Source organism: Kineosphaera limosa NBRC 100340, from assembly GCF_000298215.1.
Classification (GTDB): Bacteria; Actinomycetota; Actinomycetes; order Actinomycetales; family Dermatophilaceae; genus Kineosphaera; species Kineosphaera limosa.
Genome location: NZ_BAHD01000109.1, coordinates 1 through 10,457 on the forward strand (window position 1 = coordinate 1; position 10,457 = coordinate 10,457).

Annotated in this window: 8 protein-coding genes; 7 read left to right on the forward strand and 1 reads right to left on the reverse strand. The window is 70.0% G+C overall.

The window, feature by feature from the left end:
• Nucleotides 1–449 precede the first annotated feature (449 nt).
• On the reverse strand, nucleotides 450–1,499 hold the full coding sequence (locus tag KILIM_RS20685; protein ID WP_006594710.1) for a TIGR03560 family F420-dependent LLM class oxidoreductase: 1,050 nt from the start codon (nucleotides 1,497–1,499) through the stop codon (nucleotides 450–452).
• 415 nt (nucleotides 1,500–1,914) lie between these two features.
• Here KILIM_RS20685 and KILIM_RS20690 point away from each other — a divergent pair, with 415 nt between their 5' ends.
• The 7 genes from KILIM_RS20690 (at nucleotide 1,915) to KILIM_RS20720 (ending at nucleotide 10,198) form a co-directional block, all read left to right on the forward strand.
• Nucleotides 1,915–3,078 carry an acyl-CoA dehydrogenase family protein gene (locus KILIM_RS20690; RefSeq protein ID WP_040564002.1) on the forward strand — a complete coding sequence of 388 codons (1,164 nt, stop codon included), beginning with the start codon at nucleotides 1,915–1,917 and terminating at the stop codon, nucleotides 3,076–3,078.
• 172 nt (nucleotides 3,079–3,250) lie between these two features.
• Nucleotides 3,251–4,888, forward strand: coding sequence for an LCP family protein (locus KILIM_RS20695; protein WP_006594712.1), 1,638 nt, complete (start codon nucleotides 3,251–3,253; stop codon nucleotides 4,886–4,888).
• Between the two features lie 43 nt (nucleotides 4,889–4,931).
• Entirely contained in the window at nucleotides 4,932–6,023 is a 1,092-nt protein-coding gene (locus KILIM_RS20700; protein WP_006594713.1) for a glycosyltransferase family 2 protein, read from the forward strand.
• Nucleotides 6,020–7,267, forward strand: coding sequence for a glycosyltransferase (locus KILIM_RS20705; RefSeq protein WP_157551869.1), 1,248 nt, complete (start codon nucleotides 6,020–6,022; stop codon nucleotides 7,265–7,267). The genes KILIM_RS20700 and KILIM_RS20705 overlap by 4 nt, the downstream gene beginning before the upstream one ends.
• The gene (locus tag KILIM_RS20710; protein WP_006594715.1) at nucleotides 7,264–8,142 is read left to right on the forward strand and encodes an ABC transporter permease; all 879 of its coding nucleotides are present in this window, start codon (nucleotides 7,264–7,266) and stop codon (nucleotides 8,140–8,142) included. Before KILIM_RS20705 ends, KILIM_RS20710 begins: the two co-directional genes overlap by 4 nt.
• On the forward strand, nucleotides 8,120–9,076 hold the full coding sequence (locus KILIM_RS20715) for an ABC transporter ATP-binding protein (RefSeq protein ID WP_006594716.1): 957 nt from the start codon (nucleotides 8,120–8,122) through the stop codon (nucleotides 9,074–9,076). Before KILIM_RS20710 ends, KILIM_RS20715 begins: the two co-directional genes overlap by 23 nt.
• Nucleotides 9,077–10,198 (forward strand): glycosyltransferase, encoded by a 1,122-nt coding sequence (locus KILIM_RS20720; protein WP_006594717.1) that lies wholly within the window; start codon nucleotides 9,077–9,079, stop codon nucleotides 10,196–10,198. It abuts the gene before it with no gap.
• Nucleotides 10,199–10,457: the final 259 nt, after the last annotated feature.

The following is a 10,457-nucleotide window of genomic DNA, read 5'->3' on the forward strand; positions in this document are numbered from 1 at the left end:
GGCGGCTTCGAGGCCGCCGGGCCGCCGGAGGCGAGCCGCAGATGGCGCCGCCGTGGCGCGGGATCGTCGGTGCCGGGCTGCGGGCCAGAGGTCTCGAGGACCTGGTCGCGGTCCGTCGAGTCGGAGTTGGAGCCGGCGTCGGGGAGGGGTTGTTTGCGCGGGTTCATGAGGCACATCGTGGCGCGCGCGAGACCCTCTCCCGGGGTTATCCACAGGGCCTCCGAATGCCGTTGGCGCCTCGCGGATTTCGCTGTTGATAAACATGTGGATGAAAATGGCCCGTCCGCGCCCCCGTCTGCACCCCCAGACCCGGGGGGCGCGGGGCGCCCCAGCCGAGTCCTCCGCCCAAAAGATAGTGTTCGCTTTTACGCGGTCAGCTGAGCAAAAACGAACACTATCTTTCTGCGCGGCACCTGCAGACGCAGAGACAGGCGCCTAAAACGGGCGAATCACCCCAGCCAGCCGCGCCGATGGTGGTGGTGTTCGGTCAGCTCGGGCAGTACCGACTGCTCAAAGGCCTCCAGCCCGCTGGTGTCGAAGGCCACCTCGGGAAAGTACGTGATCGCGTACGTCATCCCATCGCGCTGCAGCGCGCGCAGGGTTTCCACGATCTGCTCGGGGGTCCCGACGAGCGGCCCGCGCCGCAGGCCCTCGACCTGCGCGTCTGCCACTCGCTCGGGCACGCCGAAGTTCACGAAGTGCTCGCGGATGCCCGCCAGCCGGTCCTGCACCTCGCGCTCGTCGCCGCCGATGATCACGTTGTAGTCCGCCGACCGGGTGATGGTCGAGAAGTCCCGCCCGATGTCTTCGCAGTGCCCGCGCAGCACGGCGCTCTTGTGCGCAAAGACCTCGGGAGTGCCGTCGAAGTTCGTGTAGTCCGCGTACTCGGCGGCGATTCGCAGCGTCTTGCGCTCGCCGCCCCCCGCCACCCACACGGGAATGCCGTTGTCCGCCGAGCCCTCCAGCGACGTGCCCTGCAGCGGTCGCGGCGCGCAGATCGCCCCGTCGACCTGGTAGTGCTTGCCGTCCAGCGTGGCCTGGCCCTGCGTCCACATCTGCCGCATGATGTCGACGCCCTCGCGCAGCGCCCCCAATCGGTTACCTGCGGAGGGGAAGCCGTAGCCGTAGGCCCGCCACTCGTCCTCGTACCAACCCGCGCCGATCCCCATCTCCACGCGCCCCTCGGAGACGATGTCGACGGTCGCGGCAACCTTCGCCAGGTACGCCGGATTGCGATACGCCACACAGGTGCACATCTGTCCGAGCCGCACCCGGCCGGTGGCGGCGGCCAGGGCGGCCATCAGCGTCCACGCCTCGTGGGTCGCCTCGTCGCTGGGCACCGGGTAGGTGTGGAAGTGGTCGTACACCCAGATGGAGGTCCACGCCTCGTTCTCGTCGGCACGTCGGGCCAGGCCCGCCATGACGCCCCAGTGTTGGGCCGGGTCGATGCCTGCCAGGTCGAACCGCCAGCCCTGCGGGATGAACAGACCGAACTTCATGGGGCGGACCTCTCCTTCGACGTGACGAACGGTGCGGCGACGTGCGCCTTCATCCTGACATGCGCGCACCGGGGTCGCGCCGCGTAACTTACCGTCCGCCAAACGGTTGAATGTTCATCTATGTCGCCGGAGAAACGCTTGCGTTCCCTCGGTCGCCGCCGATGAGTTGGGTGTCACGAGGAGTCTGTGCGGAGCGATCCCGGAGCCTCGAGACCTGTCCCAAGGCGGCCCACGGCCGCCACCTGAAGTGGCTGACTGGGCGTGCAACCGCGCCTGGCGGTCACGCTCGCGGGTCGCCCACCGGCCCAAAACGAGTCGGCGGCGGCGCTCTGGGAGCCGGCCCCGCCGCCGACTCGTCGCGAACGCCTCATCCGGTCAGCGGACAAGCGCGCCCATGCTCTATACGCTCCACCGTATGACGGGCAACAGTGACTTCGACCTCTTCCGCACGACCGACGAACACGAGGAGATCCGCGCCGCGATCCGCGAGATCGCCGACGAGCAGATCGCCCCGCACGCCGCGGAGGTGGATCAGAATTCCGAGTTCCCCCAGCAGGCCTACGACGCGCTGCGGGCCGCTGACTTCCACGCCCCGCACATCCCCGAGCAGTACGACGGGGTCGGCGCCGACGCGCTCGCGACCTGCATCGTCATCGAGGAGGTGGCTCGCGCCTGCGCGAGCAGCAGCCTCATCCCCGCGGTCAACAAGTTGGGATCGATGCCGGTGATCCTGGGCGCCTCCGAGGAGCTCAAGGCCAAGTACCTGCCGCCGATCGCCCGCGGTGAGGCGATGTTCAGCTACGGCCTGTCCGAGCGTGAGGCCGGCTCCGACACAGCCTCCATGAAGTGCCGCGCCACGCCCGACGGCGACGACTGGATCCTGCACGGGCAGAAGTCGTGGATCACCAACGCGGGGGAGTCGCAGTTCTACACGGTGCTCGCGGTGACCGACCCCGACGGGCGGCGCGGCGCGAACGTCTCGGCGTTCGTCGTGGAGAAGGGCGACGAGGGCTTCGGCTTCGGGGAGAAGGAGCGCAAGCTCGGCATCAAGGGCTCCCCGACGCGGGAGCTGCACTTCGACAACTGCCGCATCCCCGGCGACCGCATCATCGGGCAGCCCGGCGAGGGCCTGAAGATCGCGCTGCGCACCCTCGACCACACCCGCGTGACGATCGGCGCGCAGGCCGTCGGCATCGCGCAGGGCGCCCTCGAGAACGCCATCGCGTTCGTCAAGGACCGCCAGCAGTTCGGCAAGCACATCGCCGACTTCCAGGCCATCCAGTTCATGCTCGCCGACATGGCGATGCAGTTGGAGGCCGCGCGGCAGCTCGTCTATGTCGCCGCCAGCAAGTCGGAGCGGGCCGACGACGACCTGTCGTTCTTCGGCGCCGCCGCCAAGTGCTTCGCCTCGGATGTCGCGATGAAGGTCACGGTCGACGCCGTGCAGCTGCTCGGCGGGTACGGCTACGTGCAGGACTACCCGGTGGAGCGGATGATGCGCGACGCCAAGATCACCCAGATCTACGAGGGCACCAACCAGATCCAGCGCCTCGTGATGGGCCGGATGCTCGTGAAGTAGGTGCGGGTTTGCCCGAATGCTCGGGGCCCGGTTCGGCAGGGATGCCGGGCCGGGCCCTGCGGCCTGTCGGGGGCGGGTCTAGCGCTGAGCCGGAGATGATCGGGGGTCGTTGTGGGACATGCCCGGTGCAGGTTCAGGAGTCGGCCAGGGTGCTGGCCGATACTTGAGCATCATGAACTCCCCCTCCAGGCCGGACGGCCAGCGCTACGGAGACGACCGCTCCTCCAGGTCGCGCGGGTCACGCGACCCGCGCGACCCGCGCGGTGGTGGTCGTGACGGCGGGCGCGACGCCCGCGCATCCCACCTCGACGAGGACGCCGACTACGTCGACCTGCGCAGCCTGGATTCGCGGGTGCTCGCGGCCGACCCGGAGTTGCTCAGCGGCCGGCTGCGTCGCCGCCGGGCGTTCACGCTGCCGCTGCTGACGCTCGTGGCGCCCGGCAGCGCGCAGCTCGTGGCGGGCAACCGCCGGGTCGGCGGGATCGCGCTGCGCATCTGGTTCGGTCTGCTGGCGATGGTGGCGCTGGCCGTCGCCGTGTTCTTCCTCGATCGCAGCCTCATCATCGACGCGGCCACCAACCGGTTGGCGCTCACGGGCCTGGCGGTCGTGCTGGGGTTGGGCGCCATCGGCTGGGCGGTGCTCTTTCTCGACGCGCTGCGACTGGCGCGGCTTCGTCTGCTGCCCAAGGGAACCCGTCGCGGTGTCGCGGCCCTGACCGCCGCGCTCGTCGCGATCACGGCCGTCCCGCTGACGCTCGGCGCCCGCAATGTGCTGGCCGGCCGCGACCTCGTCGGCACGGTCTTCGGCAACCACGCGAGCGTGCCGCCGTCCGATGGGCGGTACAACATCCTGCTGCTCGGCGCCGACTCCGGAGCCGACCGCACCGGCATCCGCCCCGACACGATCATGCTCGCCAGCGTCGACGCCGACACCGGCCGCAGCGTGCTCTTCGGCTTCGCCCGCGACACCGAGAACATCAACTTCCGCCCCGGCTCCACGATGGCCCAGCTCATGCCCGAGGGCTGGAACTGCGGCGACCAGTGCCTGCTCAACGGCCTCTACCAGTGGGGCACCGAGCACAAAGACCAGTTCCCCGCCGGCACGCAGGACCCCGGCGCGGTGGCCACCAAGGAGGCCGTCGAAGCGCTCTCCGGACTCGACATCCAGTACTACGGCATGGTCGACCTGCGGGGCTTCCAGCGGTTCATCGACGCCGTCGGCGGGATCACCATCGACGTCAAGACCCGCGTGCCGATCGGCGGCGGCACCTCCCCGATCCGCGGCTGGATCGAGCCGGGCGTGCAGACCCTCGACGGCTATCACGCGCTCTGGTATGCCCGTTCGCGCGAGGGCGCCAGCAACTACGAGCGGATGGCCCGGCAGCGCTGCGTCGTCACCGCGATGGTCAACCAGCTGACCCCGGAGAAGGTGTTCGTCAATTTCCAGAAGATCGCCTCGGTCTCCGGCAGCATTCTGCAGACCGACATTCCGGAGTCGGATCTGGGCACCTTGGGTGATTTGGCCATGAAGGCGCGGTCGCAGCCGATCAAGAGCGTCAACTTCGTCCCACCGCTGATCAACCCGTGGAACTACGATCCCCAGGTGATCCACCGAACCGTTCAGCAGACGATCGAGACCTCCAAGAAGGCCCCGACCGCCGCGCCGCGGGCCACGACCAGTCCGACCAACGGCTCCGGTTCGGGCTCCGGCTCGACGAGCACGCCCCGGTCGACGGGGTCGGGCAGCGGCACGGCGGAGAAGGAGAGTGCGGAGACCGGTGACCTGGCGTCCGTCTGCTCCGCCGCGTGAGATGGACGCAGGGCCCAAGGTCGCAGGTCGAAGGAGCAGCGTGGTGAGTGAGCAGACGTGGCCGTCGGTCAGCGTCGTCATGCCCGTGCTCAACGAGGAACGGCACCTGGCGGCGGCGGTGGGCCGCGTTCTGGCGCAGGACTATCCGGGCTCGTTGCAGGTGGTCTTGGCGGTCGGGCCGGGGCGGGACCACACGCAGGAGGTCGCCGACGGGTTGGCGGCCGCCGATCCGCGGGTGCGGGTCGTGGCCAACCCTTCGGGGCGCACTCCGGACGGGTTGAACGCCGCGATCGCCGGCAGCGATTCGCAGATCGTCGTGCGGGTCGACGGGCACGCCGAACTCGCCGACGGGTACGTCCGCACCGCCGTCGCCGAGCTGCTGGCGGTCGACGCGGACAACGTCGGCGGCATCATGGACGCCCAGGGCGTCACCGACTTCGAGAAGGCCGTCGCATGCGCGATGCGATCGAAGATCGGCGTCGGCAACGCGCGCTTCCATGTCGGCGGCGGCGCCGGACCGGCCGACACCGTCTACCTCGGCGTCTTCAAACGCTCGACGCTGGTGGCCGTCGGCGGCTACGACTCGCACTTCGCCCGCGCGCAGGACTGGGAGATGAACCACCGCATCCGGCAGGCGGGCGGGCTCGTGTGGTTCACTCCCGACCTGACCGTCACGTACCGGCCGCGGGGCACGCTCAAGGCCCTGGCCAGGCAGTACTTCAATTACGGGCGGTGGCGGCGGGTCGTCGCCGCGCGGCACGAGGGGACGATCAACCTGCGCTATCTCGCGCCGCCCGCGATGGTGGCCGGCACGTGCGCCGCGACCCTGCTGGGTGCGGTGTGGCGGCCCGCGCTGGCGGTGCCCCTGGCGTACGGCGCCGGGGTCGTCGCGGGTGGATTGGCGTCCAGTCGCGGGGAGGCGCCGGGGGTGCGGGCGCGCATGCCCGTCGTGCTCGCCACCATGCACTGGTGTTGGGGGCTGGGGTTCTTGACGAGTCCGAAGAAGCTGCGCGACGTGCGCGCGGACCTGCCCGATCCGCCTCCGCTGCGGGGGGCGGTTGACGCCGACCACGCCGCCGCCGACAGGGGCGCCGCGACCGGAGCCGATGCCGGCGAGGGGGAGGCAGCGCGGTGAAGGTACTGATGCTCGTCGCGACGTCCGTGGCGACCGATGCGCGCGTGCTCAAGGAGGCGAAAACCCTTGCCGGGGCGGGGCATTCGGTGCACGTGATCGGCAAGTCGGTGCCTGCGGATTTCGTGCCGCCGGCCGGGGTGAGCGTCTCCTCCGTGGGGGCGTCGTCGGTGCTGCGCCGTGAGGGTGGCGCGTCGCTGAGCAAGAAGGCGCTGCCGCCGCCGGTGCGGGCCGCGCGGTGGGCGATGCTGCCGACGCACCGCAACTCGACGTTCCGGCGGTGGGCCGACGGGGTCGCCGAGCAGGCCGCCGACCTGCCGTTCGATGTCGTGCACGCGCACGACTTCACCGCGCTCGCCGTCGGCCACGACATCGCGGTCGCAGCCGGAGTTCCGCTCGTCTACGACACCCACGAACTGTGGTCCGGGCGCTCGCGGGAGTACCGGCCGACCCCCCTGCAGGACCGGCGCGAACGCGCCCTGGAGAAGCGGCTCGGGGATCGGGCCGTCGCCGTCATCACCGTGGGGCAGGGCATCGCCGACACCCTGGCCGCGCGCTACGGCTGGCGGCATGTGCGGGTCGTGCGCAACACCTTCGAGGCTCCCGCCGGGCGCGTCGCTAAGCGGGAGGGGTCGCCGCGGCCGGCCGCGCTCATCTACGCCGGGCGGCTGGGGGCGCATCGCGAGCTGGAGACCGTGGCCGCCGCGAGCCTCGACCTGCAGCGGGATCTGGGGTTGACCGTGCAGCTCATGGGCCCGGCGGACTCGACGTGGCTGGCGGGCTTCGACGCCGGGGCCTGCCAGGTGGAGCCGCCGGTGCCGACCGGGGAGGTCGACGCGCGGCTGCGGGAGGCGGGGCTGGTGCTCGTCGCGTTGGCGCCCGGCTTCGAGAACCACACGCTGGCCCTGCCGAACAAGCTGTTTCACGCCGTTGCGGCCGGGGTGCCCGTGGTGGCCACGGACCTCGGGGAGCTCGCCGCAGTCGTGCGGCGCCACGGCATCGGCACGCTGTACCGCGCCGGCGACCCGCGCGACCTGCGCCGGGCGGTGTCCACAGCCGTGGCAGACTATCCAGCGCTGTGCGCTGCGGTGGCCCGGGCGACGCCTGAGCTCTCCTGGGATCGCGACGCGGCCGTGCTGCTCGAGCTGTACGAGCGGCTTGCGGCGGCGGTCCCGACGACCGGTGACGCGCCATCAGAGCACACCGGAGCGGCCGAGGGGCCGCAAGGACGAAGGAGCGGGTCATGAGCACGCAGACGGGGGCGACCGACCCGTACGAATCCGTGTACCACCGGTACGAGCCGCACCGCGCCGGCATCCCCAAACTCGGCACTTACTTCAAAGAGTTGTGGAAGCGTCGCGAATTCGCGACGGAGATGTCCAAGGCCAGCATGCGCGGCGCCAACTCGATGACGTTCTTCGGGCAGGCGTGGCTGGTCATCAATCCGCTGCTCTTGGCGCTGGTCTACTACTTTCTGCTGCAGGTGCTCAATCCGCCACGAGGCGGCGGGTTCGACGCCGAGCGATTCAGCCACCTCACCGGCGGCCTCTTCATCTTCTACTTCTTCCAGGGTGCGGTGGGCACCGGAGCTAACTCGGTAGTCGGCGCCGGAAAGCTGGTTCTAAACACAGCTTTCCCGCGCCTTCTGATGCCGCTGTCGGCCGTGCGCACAGGATTTTTCCGGTTCCTACCAACAGTTCCCGTCTACATCATCTTCCACATTCTGGCCGGCAACCCCTGGAATTGGGTTACCTTCATTGTCGCGCCGATCTTCGCGTTGCTCATTGCGATGTTCGCGGCTGGTCTTGCTGCCCTCTTTGCGGCACTGCAGGTGTACTTCCGAGACGCTGCGAGCTTCCTGCCCTACGTAATGCGCATCTGGCTCTACTGCTCACCTGTTCTGTGGACGATCGACATGATCCAGGGACACGCCGGCGCTCGGGCGCTAGCCCCCTTCAACCCCCTCTATCCGTTGATCGGCGGCTACGGCGAGGCGCTGCAGAACGGGGCTATGCCGAGCCTGCACATCTGGCTCGCCGCGATCGGCTGGGCCGTGCTGGCCTGCGTCATCGGCTTCGGCTACTTCATGTCCAGGGAGCGTGATTTCGCTGTCCGCCTCTAAACCCACCAACCCGCAGCCGTCGCAACCGGGCCCCACCTCCGGCTCTGGCAACGGCGGCGCCCAGCACGTCGGTGGCATCTTCTCGATGCGCACCGGACGCAAGGCGCGCGACAAGGCCCCGGTGTCGAAGAAGTCCGAGCATGTGTTCCGGGACAACTCCGGGCGCACAGATCTGGCCGTCTCCGTGCAGCACCTGTCGATCACGTACCGCACGACGTTCGAGCGGGTGCCGACGTTCAAGAACGCCATCGTTCGCGCCGGGCGCGGCGAGCGTGCCGTCGTCGAGATCAACGCCGTCAACGACGTGAGTTTCGACGTCAAGAACGGCACCGCGCTGGGCATCATCGGCTCCAACGGTGCCGGCAAGTCGACGATCATGCGCTCGCTCGCTGGCATCCTGCCGCCCACTCACGGGCGCGTCGAAGTGTGGGGGCGAGCCAGCACCCTCCTGGCCCTCGGCGTCGGGTTCAACGCGATGCTCTCGGGCCGCGAGAACGTCATTCTCGGTGGCCTGGCCGCGGGCCTGTCCCGCAAAGAGGTCGAAGAGCGCGCCAACGACGTCGCGCAATGGGCCGAACTCGGCGACTTCATCGACGCACCCATGCGCACCTACTCCTCGGGTATGTTCCAGCGGCTCGCGTTCTCGGTCGCGGTGCACATGAAGCCCGACATCCTCATGGTCGACGAGGCACTGTCCGCCGGTGACGCCAAGTTCCGCGAGAAGGCGCAGACCAAGATGGAGGAGTTGCGCTCCTCGGCGCGCGCCGTCTTCCTCGTCAGCCACGCGCTGGGCAGCATCAAAGAAATGTGCGACGACGCCATCTGGCTGCACAAAGGCCGCATCATGATGCACGCCGAACCGGCCGAGTGCATCGACGCCTACACCCAATTCGTCAAGGTCGGCAAGACGCCCTCGACGATGGAGGAGTTGTAAGTGAGTGACCTGCGCGCGCCCGTCGACGTCACCGTGATGACGTCCGGGCACGACGTCGCCGACGCCCGGCTGCACCGGGAGGTCGCGGCGCTGCTCGCGCGGGGGCTACGGGTCGAGGTCTTCGGCCTGGGGCACGCCGCCGACGCCCCGCCTGGTGCGATCGTGCGCACCTGGCCGCGGCAGGGTGCGCTGGGGCGGGCGCGGCTCGCGGCGCGGATGGCGGCCCGCGCGAACGGGCGCATCGTGATGACGCTCGATCCCGACTCCGCGCTCGCCGCCAACGCCGCGGTGCTGACGAGCGGGCGTTCGCTGGTCGTCGACGTGCACGAAGATTTCGCGGCGCTGCTGGCGGACCGGCCGTGGGCGCGCTCCCTGGCGGGCCTGGCGGGAGTCGGTGCGCAGGGGCTCGTCAAGGCGTTTCTGCTGGTGGCCTCGCGGGCGGCGCTGACGGTGGTCGCCGACGAGCATGTGCCGCCGCTCAAGGCCCGACGCCGATTCGTGCTGCCCAACGAGCCGGTCGCGGCGATGCTGCCCGACCCGACCCCGCCCGGGCCGACCCCGCGGGCGCTCTACATCGGTGACGTCCGCGCGACCCGCGGCCTGTTCGCGATGCTCGAGGCGCTGCGCCTCGCCCCGGACTGGCACCTCGACGTCGTCGGGCCCGTCGCCCCCGCCGACACCGACCGCCTCCGGGAGGTGCTGACCGCCGACCCGTCGCTCGCCGAGCGCGTGCACATGTACGACCGTCGCCCCCCGACCCAGGCGTGGCAGCAGGCCCGCGGCGCCTGGTGCGGCCTGCTGCTGCTCGCCGACACGCCCGCCTTCGCCGAGGCGCTGCCCAGCAAACTGGGGGAGTACCTGGCCTGCGGCCTGCCCGTCATCACGACCGACCTGCGCCGCCAAGCCGAAGTCGTCCGCGCCTGCGGCGCCGGCGAGGTAGTGCCCGCCGGCGACGACGAGCAGGTGGGCGCCGCCGTGGCTGAGGTCCTGCGCTCGTGGTCCGCCGAGGGCCGCGAGTCGCGCGACGCCAAGGCGCAAGCTGCGGTCCAGTACGCCGCCCACCAGCAGCGCGGGAGCAGCGTCTACGAGGACTTCGCCGACACTGTGGCCGCCCTCCTCTGAACCCCGCCTCGCCGAAAGTCGTGCCTCGTTCGCCTCGACAGATTTGTCTTTGTGGTGAACTAAGTACGTGCCCGTGTATTCACGGCTTGGTACAAGGCTCTGACCTGCGGCGATGTCGCCGACGTGGAGCGCCCCAAGTGAGGCACGTACTTAGTTCACCACAAAGACAAAAGATGCGGCGATGTCTGGGATGCTGCGCCGGGGCGTGCGGGGCGTGCGGGGCGTGCGGGGCGTGCGGGGCGTGCGGGGCGTGCGGGGC

Bases quoted from the DNA above. Each gene is read 5' to 3' on its own strand.
- KILIM_RS20685 (WP_006594710.1), bottom strand. From the start codon at position 1,499: ATGAAGTTCGGTCTGTTCATCCCGCAGGGCTGGCGGTTCGACCTGGCA.
- KILIM_RS20690 (WP_040564002.1), top strand. From the start codon at position 1,915: ATGACGGGCAACAGTGACTTCGACCTCTTCCGCACGACCGACGAACAC.
- KILIM_RS20695 (WP_006594712.1), top strand. From the start codon at position 3,251: ATGAACTCCCCCTCCAGGCCGGACGGCCAGCGCTACGGAGACGACCGC.
- KILIM_RS20710 (WP_006594715.1), top strand. From the start codon at position 7,264: ATGAGCACGCAGACGGGGGCGACCGACCCGTACGAATCCGTGTACCAC.